This is a genomic window from Cellvibrio sp., from assembly GCF_046347455.1.
In the GTDB taxonomy this organism is placed as follows: Bacteria; Pseudomonadota; Gammaproteobacteria; order Pseudomonadales; family Cellvibrionaceae; genus Cellvibrio.
This window is the reverse complement of record NZ_JAXMGC010000001.1, coordinates 764798-780879: the sequence shown is the minus strand read 5'-3', so window position 1 is coordinate 780879 and position 16082 is coordinate 764798. Positions and strand designations below refer to the sequence as shown.

The 16082-nt window shown below is 49.3% G+C and carries 15 protein-coding genes; 7 read left to right on the top strand and 8 right to left on the bottom strand.

What is annotated here, in order from left to right:
• Nucleotides 1-151 precede the first annotated feature (151 nt).
• From U1F02_RS03600 to U1F02_RS03565, 8 genes are all read right to left on the bottom strand, one after another.
• A complete protein-coding gene (locus U1F02_RS03600) occupies nucleotides 152-931 on the bottom strand; it encodes a WecB/TagA/CpsF family glycosyltransferase (protein ID WP_409988976.1) in 780 nt (259 codons plus the stop codon).
• Nucleotides 928-2103, bottom strand: coding sequence for a glycosyltransferase family 1 protein (locus U1F02_RS03595; protein ID WP_409988975.1), 1176 nt, complete (start codon nucleotides 2101-2103; stop codon nucleotides 928-930). Before U1F02_RS03595 ends, U1F02_RS03600 begins: the two co-directional genes overlap by 4 nt.
• A 22-nt stretch (nucleotides 2104-2125) precedes the next feature.
• The gene (locus tag U1F02_RS03590; RefSeq protein WP_409988974.1) at nucleotides 2126-3091 is read right to left on the bottom strand and encodes a glycoside hydrolase family 5 protein; all 966 of its coding nucleotides are present in this window, start codon (nucleotides 3089-3091) and stop codon (nucleotides 2126-2128) included.
• 107 nt (nucleotides 3092-3198) lie between these two features.
• Nucleotides 3199-4365: a glycosyltransferase family 4 protein gene (locus tag U1F02_RS03585; RefSeq protein WP_409988973.1), complete on the bottom strand. Its 1167-nt coding sequence runs from the start codon at nucleotides 4363-4365 to the stop codon at nucleotides 3199-3201.
• Complete coding sequence (locus U1F02_RS03580; protein WP_409988972.1) at nucleotides 4355-5764, bottom strand: polysaccharide biosynthesis protein GumE; 1410 nt, start codon at nucleotides 5762-5764, stop codon at nucleotides 4355-4357. The genes U1F02_RS03585 and U1F02_RS03580 overlap by 11 nt, the downstream gene beginning before the upstream one ends.
• Before the next feature lie 19 nt (nucleotides 5765-5783).
• Nucleotides 5784-6668: a CpsD/CapB family tyrosine-protein kinase gene (locus U1F02_RS03575; protein WP_409988971.1), complete on the bottom strand. Its 885-nt coding sequence runs from the start codon at nucleotides 6666-6668 to the stop codon at nucleotides 5784-5786.
• 4 nt (nucleotides 6669-6672) lie between these two features.
• Complete coding sequence (epsF, locus tag U1F02_RS03570) at nucleotides 6673-8079, bottom strand: chain length determinant protein EpsF (protein WP_409988970.1); 1407 nt, start codon at nucleotides 8077-8079, stop codon at nucleotides 6673-6675.
• A 47-nt stretch (nucleotides 8080-8126) separates the two neighbouring features.
• The gene (locus tag U1F02_RS03565) at nucleotides 8127-8924 is read right to left on the bottom strand and encodes an SLBB domain-containing protein (protein ID WP_409988969.1); all 798 of its coding nucleotides are present in this window, start codon (nucleotides 8922-8924) and stop codon (nucleotides 8127-8129) included.
• 329 nt (nucleotides 8925-9253) lie between these two features.
• Here U1F02_RS03565 and glyA point away from each other — a divergent pair, with 329 nt between their 5' ends.
• The 7 genes from glyA to U1F02_RS03530 all read left to right on the top strand — a co-directional run bounded on the left by glyA (nucleotide 9254) and on the right by U1F02_RS03530 (nucleotide 16022).
• Nucleotides 9254-10519, top strand: a complete 1266-nt coding sequence (gene glyA / locus U1F02_RS03560; protein ID WP_409988968.1) for a serine hydroxymethyltransferase — start codon at nucleotides 9254-9256, stop codon at nucleotides 10517-10519.
• 291 nt (nucleotides 10520-10810) lie between these two features.
• The gene (locus U1F02_RS03555) at nucleotides 10811-11485 is read left to right on the top strand and encodes a hypothetical protein (protein WP_409988967.1); all 675 of its coding nucleotides are present in this window, start codon (nucleotides 10811-10813) and stop codon (nucleotides 11483-11485) included.
• A gap of 102 nt (nucleotides 11486-11587) precedes the next feature.
• Nucleotides 11588-12886 (top strand): zinc-dependent metalloprotease, encoded by a 1299-nt coding sequence (locus U1F02_RS03550; protein WP_409988966.1) that lies wholly within the window; start codon nucleotides 11588-11590, stop codon nucleotides 12884-12886.
• Between the two features lie 154 nt (nucleotides 12887-13040).
• The gene (gene nrdR / locus U1F02_RS03545; RefSeq protein ID WP_409988965.1) at nucleotides 13041-13511 is read left to right on the top strand and encodes a transcriptional regulator NrdR; all 471 of its coding nucleotides are present in this window, start codon (nucleotides 13041-13043) and stop codon (nucleotides 13509-13511) included.
• Between the two features lie 2 nt (nucleotides 13512-13513).
• Nucleotides 13514-14653: a bifunctional diaminohydroxyphosphoribosylaminopyrimidine deaminase/5-amino-6-(5-phosphoribosylamino)uracil reductase RibD gene (ribD, locus tag U1F02_RS03540; RefSeq protein ID WP_409988964.1), complete on the top strand. Its 1140-nt coding sequence runs from the start codon at nucleotides 13514-13516 to the stop codon at nucleotides 14651-14653.
• 36 nt (nucleotides 14654-14689) lie between these two features.
• Complete coding sequence (locus U1F02_RS03535; protein WP_409988963.1) at nucleotides 14690-15262, top strand: RDD family protein; 573 nt, start codon at nucleotides 14690-14692, stop codon at nucleotides 15260-15262.
• A gap of 100 nt (nucleotides 15263-15362) precedes the next feature.
• The gene (locus U1F02_RS03530; RefSeq protein ID WP_409988962.1) at nucleotides 15363-16022 is read left to right on the top strand and encodes a riboflavin synthase; all 660 of its coding nucleotides are present in this window, start codon (nucleotides 15363-15365) and stop codon (nucleotides 16020-16022) included.
• Nucleotides 16023-16082: the final 60 nt, after the last annotated feature.

The following is a 16082-nucleotide window of genomic DNA, read 5'->3' as shown; positions in this document are numbered from 1 at the left end:
AAATAGCGCTTTTCTATGGGAGTATTCTTCCACCCGAGGTTTGAAATTCGCCTCCCTTATTGCCTTGATACCGCTGTAAAGCAGAGCATTGTAGGGATTAATTTTTTTATTTGAAAAGGCGGGTGACGCTAGAATTCGCATGATAAATACCTCAAGGCAGCGGTGCTTGCGCCTTGCGCGATTTTTCTGTGTTGAGGCATAGCGCCAGAAAGATCGCTATATCGAAGGTGTAGCGTCGTAGTAAACGCGTGGGTTCCAAGCACAGGCGGTAAAGCCATTCCAATCGCAACTTTTGAACCACACGTGGTGCACGTGGTTTGTCACCCGCCAGAAAATCCAATAGCGCGCCCACGCCAATAAAAACCTTTGCGTCTAATTCTTTGTAGTGCTCAAGAATCCATTTTTCCTGTGCGGGATTTCCCATTGCCACCAACACCACGTTGGCATTGGCAGCGTTCATGTGTTTAAGCAGTTGTGCATGGGTGTCTGCAGGTCTAAAGCCATCGCTGACGCCGACAATATTTACGCCAAACGCTTTTGTTAAGGTGGTAGCAGCACGTTGTGCAACACCGGGTTTTGCACCAAACAGGAAGACCCGAGCTTGATCTTTTGTGCGGCTTAAATAGCGAGGAATAAAATCGGTTCCGTTAAGATTTTCGCGAAATTTTTTGCGGTGAATTAACCATGCGGCTATATCCACGCCTATACCATCATTCACTATACAAGTGTTGGCGCGAGCTATTTGTGGCTGCAAGTCCTGGCATTTAACAATGAAGTTTGTGTTAGCAAAAAACAATAAAACTTTTTCATTCGCCGTCATGGCGTTGGTTAAGGTGCGAATCAAATTGTCGCCGTCGGTACTCGTCACAGTGAAACCGCCCAGCATGAGTTTTTGGTTGAAATCCTTTTTTGCGACTGTGTAGGCTGTCATGCACTCATCTCCGTATCGCGGAAGAGTTGTGGTTGTAACATTCGCTCCGTCACTTCCTCCCAACTCAACACGCGCTTGCCAACCAAGGGCTTCGCCGGATTTAAAGCGCGACGAATAGCCTGTTCGATTGAATCACCATTGCCAATTTCATAACCAAAACGATTTGGATAATCAGCCGCTATGTAAAACGGGCACACGGCGGGAATTTGAAAGAAGTCGTATTGGATAAGTTTCATGGAAGTATCGCGCAAGTAAGCGGGCATCTTTTCGCTGGAGTAGGGCGCTATGCCTAAATCCGCATGCTTGATATATGACAGTGTTTTGTTGAATGGCATCTCCCCGTAAATTTTTACGTTATCGCCATAATCCGGGTGGCTTGCTTGCCCCGAGCCGATAATATGAAAAGTGACGTGAGGAAAGCGTTTTGCGGCATGCACAAAAAAATCCGGGTCAAATAACATTGACCCAACAGATACCGCGTGAATACCGGAGCCGTAGGGAGAAGGGCCGGCTTGTTGTGCAACCGAGTGGTCTATACCGTGTGGAATATAAGCAAGGTTGTGTTTGCTGGGTATAGATTCGGCCAAGGCTTTGGAAGGTAGTGCTATGGTGTTTAATTCACTCGCAATGCGCGAAAAGGTTTTGTTGACATAATCGGCTACGTTAATTGTTTCCAATGCATCCGAAGCGCGATAAAGAATTTTGGCGTTGGGGTTTATAGCTTTTATCAAATCAAAAAACACGGGCGCTACGCCACTCTCTAATAAAATAACTGTGGCTTCTTCAATCCACTTGCGCAAAACATGGTTGTACCCATTGCTGTACCAGTTGTACATAAGCGTTTCAAGCGGGCGCAACCAGCGGCGGCGCGTGTTGAAAGGATGAATGCTTGTCTTCCACAAATAACATTCAACGCCTTGATAAACGCCAATTTGGTTAGCGGCGTAATCCAATGAGAGGCGCGGGTCTGCCGTGTATTTTGAGAGATGGCTATAACGCAGCGAAAAAAACCGTGTGCGCCCGCGTTTTGCTAACTCTGAGGTAATGAAGTGAATATTGGCTTTGCGCGGAGAACGATAATCATGCGCCGATAGGACGAGATAGATATTGTTATCCGTGTAATCTGGATTGTGCGCAGTAACTTCATTCAATTCGTCTTTCAGATTCATCATCTAATCCCCCCAAAGAAAATCATCAATTTTTACGGTTACGCTGTGCAGGAGCCAATGGCGGTGTTTTCGTTGGCGGTATGCCGCGATAAAAATATTTTTTCATGATGGGCCACTGTTGCGAGGGCGCGGCCACATCTGTGTTAATAGCGAGCGGATATTTTCCCCACCAGCCACCGGCTGCCCAATAAGTCCAACCTTTCCATTCAGGCCCCGACATCAGTGTGAGAAAGCGTTCAAGTGTCTGCATACAGTCGGGAGTTTGTGGCATACCAAACTCGCCTAAAAATAATTTTTGCCCGTTGGCCTTTGCCCATTCGGTGATACGGTTAAAGAGCGGGTCGAATTCATCTGCTGCGCGACAGGTGCTGCCTGTACCGGAAAAATCCTTATCTGCATATTGGTGAACTTCCAGTAGGGTTCGCTGTACGGGATCCTTAATGTCGCTGAATGCGTTGGCGTTGGATAAGCCGGCCGAACCCGAGAACCAATCGTGTAATCCACTCCAATGACCACCAGCCACTATCACCATGTTGGTGACGCCCGCAGCCCGCAGTTCGAAGAGTGTGCGTTTGGCCAGGCTCGCCCATTCTTCACGCGGCATGTAGCTGGGTTCATTCATTAAGCCGAACGCAGTTTGCTTTGGATCGTTAAACACTAAGGCCAGGCGTGACCACAAATCAACGAACGCATTTTGCAATGCTGCATCGCCATTTAAGGTTTGGCTGTAATACTTGGCATAGTTGTGAACATCGAGAACCACGCACAAATTTTTTGAATTTGCCGACGCAACCACGCCTTGAATGCGTTTTAATTCTGCAGGTGCCAATGGCCCCATGGCAGTGGGTTGCACGCGCTCCCAACGAAAAGGAAGACGAATAACATTTGCACCTTGTGCTGCAACATATGTGAGCTCGGCTTCAGTGGGAAATGTGTAATCTTTGTAAGGCGTTCCTGGCAATTTGGCTGAATTAAATTCCGCGCCACTCATGTTTACTCCGGTCAAGCGCTCCTGATTCAAACAGTTCGCCCAAACGTAAAGTGGATTCGCTATTAACATCGCGAAGACTAAGCCAGTTATTGTGCGGCCCAAAAAATTCATGATTCGAAGGCCTGCTCTTTTTGAGGGAGAGCGAGCTCCTCATAAACTGCGAGGTAATTCTCAGCGACTTTCGGCCATGCGTAATTTTTGGCGAATTTTATGGCGACCTTTCTGCACTGTGTGTAAGCCTCGTCACCTTGTGAATGCAGGTTTAATAGTCGATCTATAGCAAGAGAATTTTCTGCATAGCCTTGGTCAGTTGCGCTGCTTAAAGTGAATCCTAGATCGGCGTTATCTACTAAGCGTTTAAATGGCGGAATGTCACTTAGTATCGGCGTTAAGCCGGCGCTCATTCCTTCAATAGGCGCAATGCCAAAACCTTCGTGATGCGATAGGCACAAAAAATAACTCGACTGCTGAATAAGATTTTTGATTTCTTCATCGGTAGGATTTGCGGCCAGCGTCACGTGGTGGTTCAACGCGAGCGCATCCACTTTTGCACGTAAATCGGCAAGGTTATGGTCGTACTCACGGCCCGCAATAATAAAATGCCAACGGTCATCGCGCGCACGAATTTGTGCGAATAAATCCAGCGCTTCTATCAAACCTTTGTTGGCGGACCAGCGACCAAAGTAGATGAGTGTCGGTTGTAATTCGAGCGCAGCTTGATCCGCATATTTTTCAACGTTCACGCCATTTTCAATCACGCGCAATTTGGGCGTAGCCATAATTTGGCTAAACATTTCTCCATCATTTGCGCTTGTTGCTATGACTTTGCTGTAAGCCGATGACGACAAACGCGTAATAGTGTTGAAATAAGTCTGCTTGGCGCGCGATGCAAATTTTGTGTGAAAAAATCCACCGTGGGTAGATAAAACCAGTGGGCGTTTATGTAGCCATTTTGTTGCGGCTAAAAAATCGTAAAAAAAATCCACACCGTGTACGTGGATAACATCGGTATCGCCAATCTCGCGCAAAATTGCAGGGCAAATCGGGTAGCGGCTGGAGCCGTAGTAGGGCAGTCGAATAACTTCAATGCCCTCCATCATTTCACGTTTGGGTAATTCCAGTTGTTGGTTTCGAAACAAACGGTTGAGTGTGATGACGCGCGCTTGCTGCTTGCTGTTGCGTATTTGGTGCAAGGCAATATTGCGTACCACTTCTTCCATGCCGCCAATTGAAGGCAAGTATTGTCGAACAACGTGGGTGACTTTAATTGACATCTGTCCTTCTCCTGATTTGATGACCAACATCGAGCACGAGTGGCTCAAGGTTCAATTCAGCGTGCGAAGCGCCGGCGTGGACACTCTGCGAATTTTTTGATGAGTGTGAGTGAGTGGGTGAGTGGAGTTCCGTGCGATTTCGCACAGGCGCGGGACTTTTTAAACAGCATCCAATCAGGAACCACAAAATGCCGGACGTTTTAAGCGCGTAGAGCGAGTAACCGCTCACGCAGAGAATCAGTGTTATGTAAATGGCGGCAAAGGCGCGGAAGCGTTGCCCCTGTTCATCGGGCATTGGCAGAAGCCATAAGCTGCACCACAGCAAAAGGGTCACGGGTAGGCCGAATGCTGAAATCAAATGGGCATAACCCATGTCTGCATATGGGCTTGAAACTTTCATGGCAAATAACATGGGGATATCGAATTCATGAAGTGCATTGCCGGAGAGCGCTAAGCGACCGTAGAAGCTGTCTTCCATAAATTTTCCGCCTTCCTCCCCAATAGCAACCAGAAGCGCAATTGCTGCAAAAGGCGCGAGTATGGGCAAATAGAGCGCTTTTCCGTACATGCTAAGACGCATGGCAATCATCAGGCTCACAGTGGTTAAGGCAAAGCGTGAATCTGAAATCACGATCATCACGATGGCCATGACAACGAAAAACAGCGTTTTGCGCAGTTCGGATTTATCCAGACTCAGGCCCCAAGCGGCGCAAATCGTGGCAAAGTTGCCCAGCGAAACAGGTTCCAGAAACACAGACGACACTCGGTGAGCACCCAAAAGCTCGGGTAGCAGCGTGCGGCCTATACCTTCGGGGCGAGTGCCATTAAGTTGTAATTTGGTGGTGTTGTAGGTTTGCACCGGGTCCAGATTTCCGGTGTTGACGTAGTAACTGAAAATGTCGAAAAAGTTGGTGTATTGGTCTAAAAAAAATAATTCCAGCAACCCCATGAAGAGCACGACCCAAATGGTCCAAATCAATGCTCTGCTCGCTAGTTGGACGCGGCCAATGTTGCAGCCCACCCAAAAATAACAAAGGGGAATGGCGAGATCCCGGAACGTTTTAATATTGACTGCGCCGCTCACCAGAGATTGCAGGCAAAACATAGCGGCGCAGAGCAAGATGACGGTGATTAGTCCGGGTAGAAGACGGCGTGTAATAAACGGCAGGCATGCGCTGAGTATGAGTGCTTCGGATAGCCCAAGAAGTGCACGGGATACGGGGATGCCCTGAGTATTTAATAGGCAAAGAACAGCTTGATAAACCGCAGTAGCGGCCAGAATGCTAATGATTATCCGGTCATCAAGAGGATGAGCCGCAGCATCCGAAATCGGAGGGTGTATGGTCGGGTCAAATGCACTCTTGGACTCATTGCCCGCGCCGGCATGCGAATAATTCATCCTGTCGTCCTCAGCGCGGCTAGTGTTGTAAAGCAGCGCCGAGCAATCGAACACCCAAGCTATGTAGGGTGTTGCAAATGCGTTCGAGGTCTTTTACGCGCGATACGTCCTCCCATGCCACCAGCAAAGCGGCGCCCGAGTGAGCGGCGATCAGTCGGGCATCGGCAATATGGTTGAGTGGTGGTGTGTTGATAATGATGACGTCGAAGTGGGGCGATAAATCGTGCAAACTCTTGGCGTAATTTCTACTGGCGAGCAGCTCTTGCGGGTTTGGAACTGGGGTGCCGGCGGCCAAAACCCACAGCGAGCCCAAGTCGGTAATGCCCACGGGTTCGACCGGGGTTCGTACTGCTATGAGGTCGCTAAGGCCGGGGTTGCGTTCGTCCTGCCCGAACAGGCTATGAAGTTGCGGCAAGCGCAAATTGCCTTCCACTAAAAGGGTACGCTTACCCAGTTGGGCAAAGCTGACCGCAAGGTTGGCTGCCGTTAGCGCAATTCCTTCATCATCTTCTGACCCTATCACGGCGAGGCTCAGGTGTTCGCCGCGGCTGAAATAGCGCAGCAAAAGTTCGCTGCGCAAGCTGCGCAGGGCTTCTGCCTGAGGGCTATTGGGCTGAAAGGCAACAACAAGCCGCGAATCCAGTTTGCTATTGCGGTTGGGGGGCAAGGTGTAAGCAAATTGTTCGGCCAATACAGCCTCAATGTCCTCCGGTTCAACCAAGCCAAGCTTTAGTGCGGCATCTCCGAATCGAACATTTTCCTGATTTTGTACCGCGATGATGGATTTGAATTCTTCACGCGTGATTTTTCCGCGCGTTTCCAACATACGCCCAATTTTATTCACAGATTCCTTTCGAGCAGGCTGCGTTTGCCCAGCGGGGACTACTTGTGCGATTTCGTTCATGTCATCACCCATTGAAGGAAAGTTTCAGGGGAAAGCGGCCTTTGTGCGTAAAAGCTCCGCTACTGCTTGCCGCGGGAATAGAGGCCAGAACAGGCAAACCGAGTGCCTGCTCCAAATCGTTAGAGCTGCGAACCCGCCTATCCATCCACTCCCTGCACAGCGCAACGGCAAGGCCCAGTAGCACACCCGTCAAGACACCCAGTACCAGATTCATAGAAGTGCGCGGCGTTGTTGCGCGCGTGGGAACTGTGGCGGTGTTAAGAATGGAAACATCAGTGAGAGCAACCTGGCTTTCCAGTTTGGTTTGGGTGGCGCGAGCCAGAGCCGCGTCGTAGGCGGCTTGCGAGTTGTCCACTTCCTGTTTAAGTAAGCTCAGTTCGTTGCGGTTGCGGCTAAGTTGAAGGACGCGATCTTTCTGTGCCGCTAGTTCTGCCTTTAGTTGTTCCTCACGGCTTTCTGCCAATTCAACCGATGAACGCACGCTGCCATTAATAAAGCGCAGTGCTTGACCCAATTGCTGGCTGAGCGAATCAACTTCACCTTGAGCCTGACGATATTGCGGGTGGTTTTCGCCAACGCGAGTCAGCAAATCCGACAAGCGCGCCTGGGCTTGCGCCAGCTCGGCAGAAATCCGTTGAACCTGTGGGTTGTCCAATGCCTCAGCCGGGAGGGCACCGCGTTTCCCGGACAATTGATTGTTGCGGGTGGTGTTGTTGAGGCGTTCGTTTTGCGCGGCAATCAGCATGGATGAGAGCTCCGCGAGTTTTGCCGACTCTAAATCGAGACGATCCGATGTCACTAGAATGTCGTGCTTTTCCTGATAGGCGGAAAGCGCGTTTTGTTTTTCTACCAGAGAATTGCGCATGGCGGCCAATTGCTGGTCATACCAGCGCGTGGTTTGCTTGGCCGGTTCAATGCGCAACTCAAGGTTAGTGTTGATATACGCCTGTGCAAAGGCATCGGCGATCTGTGCGGCCAGCGCCGGGTTTTTGGCTTTGAAACTAATGTTGACCAGATTGCTATCGCGCTCCGTATCTACCACTAACCCCTTATCCAAATACCCCAATAGTGCCTTTCGGCGTTCGCTTTGATCGTCCGGCAGGTGAAGCTGACGAGCGACATCTTCACTTGAGCCTAATTTAAGTTGCTGAATGACCTTGCTTGCCACATTACGGCTGCGAATAACTTCTGCTTGAGTTGCCATGTATCCAGCCATTAAACGCGCCGGCATGGTTTGGCCACTAATAGGATCTTGGCCTTTACCATCGATAATCAGGTTGGTAGTTGCCATATAAAGCTTTGGAGTGAGCAGGGTGATTGCCAATGCCAGCGCAAGAACAGCGAGTGTGATACCGCCGACGAGCAGGCGGCGTGCGTATAAAATCCGCAAGAGACTATCGAGGTTAATCATAGGAATTCCTTCTAAATCAGTTGATCTCAACTACAGCAGCGAGCGGTTTAAAAGAGGCTCTCTTGCACGACCATAAGATCGCCATCCAGCACTTTTTCGTCTGGTTTGGCTTTAAATTCTTTAACGGAGCCATCGGCTTGTTTGCGGTACAGCTTGACCGAACGATCGCTGGCTCGCGCCGTGGGGCCGCCAGCAACACCAACAGCCTGCATAACGTTAAGCGGGCGATCCAATGCGTACATGCCGGGGGTGCGAACTTCGCCGCTCACGTAGAAGCGATCTGCGTGGGGGACATAGATGGTGTCGCCGTTTTGAAGCCACACAACGGGGGTAGAGTCAGCCTCGCGTCCCAAGAGCTTTTGCAAATCGTATTCGCGTCGCTCTTGTCGGCCGCTGGCATCGGTACGAACCAGAGTTAAATGTTCACTGCCGGCGTCTGCCACTCCGCCCGCCCAAGCGATGGCTTGGGTCAGCGTGGTCGGGCCTTCCAATACCAACTTTCCGGGGCTGTTTACTTTTCCGAGGATGGAAACCACTTGGCTGCGGTATTTGGTGACGAGCAGGTTGACCTGCGCGCTTTTGAGAATATTGCCGCTTTGGTATTTGTCGGCAATCAGTCTAGCTGCGTCGCCGCTGGAGCGACCGGCAATTTTCAGTGTGCCTATGAGCGGAACTTCGAGCGTTCCGTCCGTATTGATTTGGGCTTCAGTCGTCAGTTCGGGCTGGCCGTAAACGGTCATGCGGATCTCATCTCCGGCGCCCATAAGGTAAGTCGACTGGGCCATCGCCAAGGGGCATAGACCAAGAGTCAGTCCCAGCATCAACCCTTGCAGAAATTTCATCATTAAGTTTCCTTTTGGTGATCCTGAACCCCATTCGTCTGAACGTAGAGGTCTTTTTGTTCGCTTCAAAGTCTTAGGTGAATAGATCGCCTGACGTTAAAACGTCGTAGCAATTTGTAACAAAAGGAAACAGTCGGGATCTGTGCGGCACCGAACTTAGGTTGTTTTTGACGCTTTTCAGGGGGCGTTGTATGAGCCAAATTCTTATGGGAGATGAGTTTTTTGCGTGGAAGCCGTTTGGCCGATTGATGTACAATGCACGCCTCAATTTTTCACCCTTCCCATTAACCCGGATATCCCTTGGGATTCCCCGGTCAGCTTAGGACTCATCTATGTTTGATAAGAACCAAACTATCGCTTCTTTCGACCCTGAAATTTGGGCATCCATCCAAAATGAAGGCAAACGCCAGGAAGAGCACATCGAGTTGATTGCCTCCGAGAACTACACCAGCCCGCTAGTGATCGCGGCGCAGGGCAGCAAGTTGACCAACAAATACGCCGAGGGTTACCCAGGCAAGCGCTATTACGGCGGTTGCGAATATGTAGACGTAACTGAGTCTTTGGCTATTGAGCGCGCCAAGCAATTGTTCGGTGCTGACTATGCCAACGTTCAACCACATTCAGGTTCACAAGCAAACCAAGCCGTATATGCAGCGCTTTGCGCGCCGGGCGATACCATTTTGGGTATGAGCTTGGCTCACGGTGGCCACTTAACCCACGGTGCAAAAGTGAGTTCATCCGGCAAGTACTACAACGCAATTCAGTACGGTTTGAATCCAGAAACCGGTTTGATCGACTATGACGAAGTAGAGCGTTTAGCTCTGGAGCATAAGCCAAAGGTTGTCGTAGCGGGTTTCTCAGCTTATTCACAAGTCGTGGATTGGCAGCGTTTCCGTGAGATCGCCGACAAAGTAGGCGCCTACTTGTTTGTGGATATGGCACACGTTGCTGGTTTGGTTGCTGCAGGTTTGTATCCAAACCCCGTGCAAATTGCTGACGTAACAACGACTACCACTCACAAGACCTTGCGCGGCCCACGTGGTGGTTTGATTCTGGCGAAAGCCAACGAAGAGATTGAGAAGAAGCTGAACTCAGCGGTATTCCCAGGTGGTCAAGGTGGTCCTTTGATGCACGTTATCGCGGGTAAAGCAATTTGCTTCAAAGAAGCCATGACTCCAGAGTACAAGGCTTATCAAGCACAAGTGGCCAAAAATGCTAAAGCCATGGCAAAAACCTTTATCGAGCGCGGTATTAAAATCGTATCGGGCGGCACTGAGAACCACCTGATGTTGGTTGACCTGATCGGTAAATCTTACTCAGGTAAAGATGCTGACGAAGCTTTGGGCAAAGCGCACATCACCGTGAACAAAAACGCCGTTCCAAACGACCCACGCTCACCTTTCGTGACCTCTGGTATTCGCGTTGGTACTCCAGCGGTAACAACTCGTGGTTTCAAAGAGGCTGAATGTATTCAGTTGACCAATTGGATCTGCGATATCTTTGATGCGTTGGAAGCCGGTAACGCTGACGAAGTGATTGCAAGTGTAAAAATTAAAGTTGCTGCCCTGTGCAAAGACTTCCCGGTTTACGCTGACTAATCACGCTAGATCGTGTTAGTAAAAAAGCAGCCCTAGGGCTGCTTTTTTTTGCGCCGAATTTAGTGATCGCTTAATGACATATAAGTCAATCCAGCCTTGGTGTTCAAATCTTTCGTCAAGTTTATGGCTTACCACTGCGTTGTTTATCGCCGAGGTTGATGCTTATTTAGAACCGAAAATAGCAAAAACCAAGGCGTTAGATTTTCTTCGCCAAAACGCAATAAAAATTAGTTTAAGCGCCAGGACTGATCTATTTTTGTACTGAGACGTTCATCACAGGGCGGAACTACTATGCAAATCTATAAATTGAGCGATAAACAAAAAATCTGGGCAATTGGGTTATTGGTATTGGTGGCGTGCGTCATTATGTTATGGGTTCAAGTGCCGCAGTCGCAGAAGGGAGCGCATTTGTGGACAGCGGAATCCATTCCCCTTCCAGAGGAAGCTAAAGTGCTCGCCCCTGAAACAGCTAAAGCGCCTGTTGCTGTTACGCAAGCAAAAAATCCTGTTTCTGAAAAAGCTCCGGTAATTACACCGACTCGTGAGCTTCAATCTTCATGGCAAATGGGCGATGTAAAATCCGACACTCCCACCATCCGCTTGAGCGAAAAAATTACCGAATATGCAATAGTTCAGCTGGATCAAAACACTTCGCAACATCCTGATGTCGGCCAACAAATCCAACTACCCATGTTGAACGGCGCGAGTGTAGTTGCCAACGTAGAGGCTGCAAATTTAAACCCTAACGGTGACTACACTTGGAGCGGGCACTTGCAAGGTTATGGAACTGATTATCCGGTGGTAATGACTTATGGTGAGCATTCGATTTTTGCAACCATTACCACGCCCCAAGGTAGTTACACAATGGAATCTATCGACGGTTTGGGCTGGCTTTATAAAAATCCTGCGGAGATAGAATTATCTAATCCAGGGGCGAAAGATTTTATGGAAGTTCCACCCGAATAAAGAGTTACGGCTGTAAAAAACCGCAAGACCTGGCTTTAACGGATGCGCGCATATTCATGTTAATCAAGGATGGTTTTAAGTAAAGTCAACCGAGAAAACCTCATGAAAACTCTATTAAAAAATGGTTTGAAAGTTGCCGTGAATGCAGCGGCAATTTTATTCGCTGCTTCAACCTATGCTGCAAATACTGTGATTGATGTAATGGTGGTTTATACCAAAGGCACAGCCGATGCTTACGGCGGTGATCCATCAACTCGTATCAATCAACTTGTTCAGGTCAGCAATCAAATTTATAAAGATTCCAATCTCAGTCTTGAGTTGCGTTTGGTCAGAACACTGATGGTGAATTACACCGATGACAATGCAGCTGATGTAGCGCTAAATGATATTACATTCGCGAAAAATGCTGCATTTTCCGGAGTTGCTGCTGCACGTGAGCAAGTAAAAGCGGACATGGTAATTTTTTACCGCCCGTTCAAATCCGTACAAGGAAGCTGCGGAATAGCATGGATTGGCGGGCAAGGTACGAATGGAGATTTTTCAAATCCTGCGCTTAAAAATTATATGTTCTCGCATATCGCCATTAATTCCTGCGGTGATTATGTAACGGCTCATGAGCTAGGTCATAACATGGGTTTAAAACATTCACGCAAACAAGATGGTAGCGGTGGAACATTTCCTTATGCGTTGGGTTATGGTGTGTTGAATCAGTTCACCACTATCATGGCTTATCAATCTGAATTTAATGTGGATTACTGGACAGGCAAGCTGTACAAATTTTCCAGCCCGGATTTGACATGCAAAGGCGTACCTTGTGGTGTAACTCGTACTGATACGGTGAATGGTGCAGATGCGCGTTACGCATTGACAATCACCACACCACAAATCGCAAATTTTTATGCGGCACCTGTTACGAGTTCTTCGTCTTCTAGCAAGAGTTCATCCAGCGTGAGCTCTGTTGCCAGTTCAAAAGTGAGTTCAGCCGCAAGTTCGTCGGTCGCTGTCACCAAGCCAGCATCTTCTGTATCCAGTTCCAAAACTTCTTCGTCTGTTTCAAGCGCTAAATCCAGTCTCGCGAGCAGTAATGTAAAAGCGGTGAGTTCTGTATCAAGTTCATCTAAAGCTGCGGCACTTGTCTTCAATCGTGTTGCTGATGTGGCTCAATACGGCGGTGCGGATTGGTCTAATGAAGTTGCCCGCGCCAGAGGCTTAACCATCGACCAAGCCAAAGCTATAGCGGCGGCTAACCCCAAAATTACTTACTTCTTCATCACCAAAGGCGGACAAATGGTTCTTAACTCCAAAGGTGTTTTTCGTACAGGGGATACGGTCTTTTTTTCCGGTAAACCTTGGTATGGCTCAGCACCCGGTTTGGCGGATGCTTACGAAAAGGCGCTCTAGAAATTAAGACAAGATTTAATCAACGTGTGTGCGACTCCTTCACCCAGCTTCGGCTGGGTTTTTTATAACGGGGGGCGAGCGTGTAAGAGCGCAGAATTGCCGGCTTGATATGCTAAGATGTGCGCCTTTCCAAAAATGCTAAGGGTTGCGCACAATGCATTGTCCTTTTTGTAGTGCTGAAGACACCAAAGTTATAGATTCGCGTTTGGTTGCAGAAGGCGATCAGGTTCGCCGCCGACGCGAATGCTTGTCCTGCCATGAACGTTTCACCACCTTTGAAATTGCTGAATTGGTGATGCCACGCATCATCAAACAAAACGGCACCCGCGAACCCTTCGATGAGAACAAATTACGCGCCGGTCTTTTGCGTGCGCTGGAAAAACGTCCTGTCAGCATCGAAGCCATTGAATCTTCCATCAACCACATCAAACACTTTTTGCAAGCCACGGGCGAGCGCGAAGTGAAATCTATTGTGGTGGGCGAAAAAGTGATGGAGCAATTGCAAAAGCTCGACGAAGTTGCTTACGTTCGCTTTGCTTCTGTTTATCGTCGCTTTAAGGATTTGAACGAATTCCGTCAGGAAATCGATCGCCTTGAGCAGCAACCTGAATCTGAAAAACTCTAAGCATGGCGATTAACTCAGCTGATTACGCTTTTATGGCGCAAGCCCTCCGCTTAGCGGAGCGCGGCCGTTACACCACCATGCCGAACCCGCGCGTGGGTTGCGTATTGGTAAAAGATGAAAAGGTTGTCGGCGAAGGCTGGCATGTGCGCGCTGGCGAAGGTCACGCTGAGGTCAACGCGCTAGCCGCTGCGGGCGTCAGTGCTCGCGGAGCCACCGCTTATGTCACCCTTGAACCCTGTAGCCACACCGGAAAAACGAGTCCTTGTAGCCATGCTTTGGTGGCCGCAGGGGTAAGCCGTGTTGTCTACGCGATGGAAGACCCCAATCCCTTAGTCGCGGGGCGGGGTATTGAGTACTTGCAAGAGCACGGCATTCAGGTCGATGGGCCTTTATTGGAAGAAGATGCACGCGCGCTCAATCCTGGTTTCATCAAGCGAATGGAGCGAAAGCTGCCCTTTGTTCGCTGCAAAATGGGCATGAGTTTGGATGGGCGTACCGCCATGGCCAGTGGCGAAAGCCAATGGGTAACGGGTAAAAAAGCGCGGGGCGATGTTCAGCGTTTACGTGCTCGCAGTTGCGCAATTATCAGCGGTATTGATTCGGTGTTAATCGACAATTCATCGCTTACCGTTCGCGCTCACGAATTAGATTTGCCAGACGCTGAGGCCGCTGCAGCGAAACAACCGCTGCGTGTAATCTTGGATTCAAACATCCGTTTAAATCGCAACGCAAAAATTCTGGCTCAGGAAACGCCAATCCTGATTGTTCACAATGGCCGCGCCGAATCGGAAAAACTAATGGGCTGGCCTGCCCACGTAGAATTTCTGGCCTTACCCGCAAACTCCTCCATCGACGGCGGGGGGCGGGTAGATCTCAATGCGCTTTTGCGCGAACTCGCGAAACGCCAATGTAACGAAGTGCTGGTAGAAACGGGCGCAACCTTAGCCGCCAGTTTTTTGCGACGCGGCCTTGTCGATGAGTTGATAATTTACATGGCGCCCAAATTATTAGGCAGCAGCGCGCGCGCCTTGTTTGATTTACCCTTGGCGACCATGTCGTCTGCCTTGCCGCTCAAAATCAGCGATATTCGCGCGGTGGGTACAGATTGGCGAATTACCGCTACACCGGACACTGAATACTAGTCCGCTAGTGACAACAGATTTCCTAAAGGTATTGTTTTGAACGATCAAGAACCCGAAGGCCTTCAGCCTTCCGCCTTCAATGGTGGAGATAATACTGCCTCTTACCACAAACGCCTTTTAGCGTGGGTGATTGATGTTTTTCTTATCGCTATCATGCTCGCGTTTGTAATGCAGTATATGGGTTTAGGTATCGACCCTGGCCCAACGGGTGATTTAAAAGCGGCGCAAGCTGAATTGCTGAAAAAGCTCGAGGGGCTTTCAAGTTCGCAGGCATTATTCTTAAGCTTTTCGCCGATAATGAGCTTTTTCATCTTGCACGGTTATCTGCTTTACCAAAGTGGCCAAACCATCGGTAAAAAAATTATGGGAATCGCCATAGTTACCTTGGATAACCAAAAGCCAGCGTTTTTTGCCTTAATCGGCCAGCGTTATTGTTCGCAGTGGGTTATGGGCATGTTGCCCTTTATCGGCTTACCGCTAAGGTTGTTGGACGTGATGTTAATTTTTCGCGGCGATAAGCGTTGCCTGCATGATTTAATCGCACGCACCAAAGTTATAGATTTAAGTATTAAAGCGGCGGCTACACCTAATAACAGTTTCGTCGCCTGATAAGATCAAGTTTTTCGATCAAAACCTGTTAACCAAACTCTCGCTATTTACGGTGACGGTTTATAGACTCGTCACCCCAATACAACCACTAGGGCCTGCTATGTTTACCGGCATTATCGAAGCTATTGGCGAAGTTGTAGCGCTCCAGCCGAAAAATGGCGATTTGCGTTTGCGCATCAAAACCCACGGTTTGGATTTGGCGGATGTTCGCTTGGGCGATTCCATCGCCACCAACGGCGTGTGTTTAACGGTGGTCGATTTACCGGGCGACGGTTACTGGGCTGATGTTTCGCGCGAGACGCTGGATAACACCAGTCTGCCCGATTGGAAAACAGGCCAGCGCGTGAATTTGGAAAAAGCGCTTACACCCCAAACGCGTTTAGGTGGGCACATTGTGAGCGGCCACGTGGATGGTGTGGGTGAAGTTGTGAGTCGCCATCCCGACGCGCGTTCAGAGCGGTTTCGCATACGCGCACCCAAAGTGCTCGCAAAATACATCGCTCACAAAGGCTCCATCACTGTCGATGGAACCAGCCTGACGGTTAACAAAGTTGACGGCGCAGAATTTGAATTAAACATAGTCCCACATACACTTAGAGAAACCATTATGGGCAGCTATCAAGCGGGCTCGCGGGTTAACCTTGAAGTGGATGTATTAGCGCGCTATTTGGAGCGTTTAATGTTGGGCGATAAAGCGGCCGAAAGCGACGGGCACAGTGGCATAACGCTGGAATTCCTCGCTAAAAACGGGTTTATGTAGTGCGCGTTTCATCGCGCCTAATGCCGAGATACAAGCCCGCGCCCATAAGCGTGGCGAGTT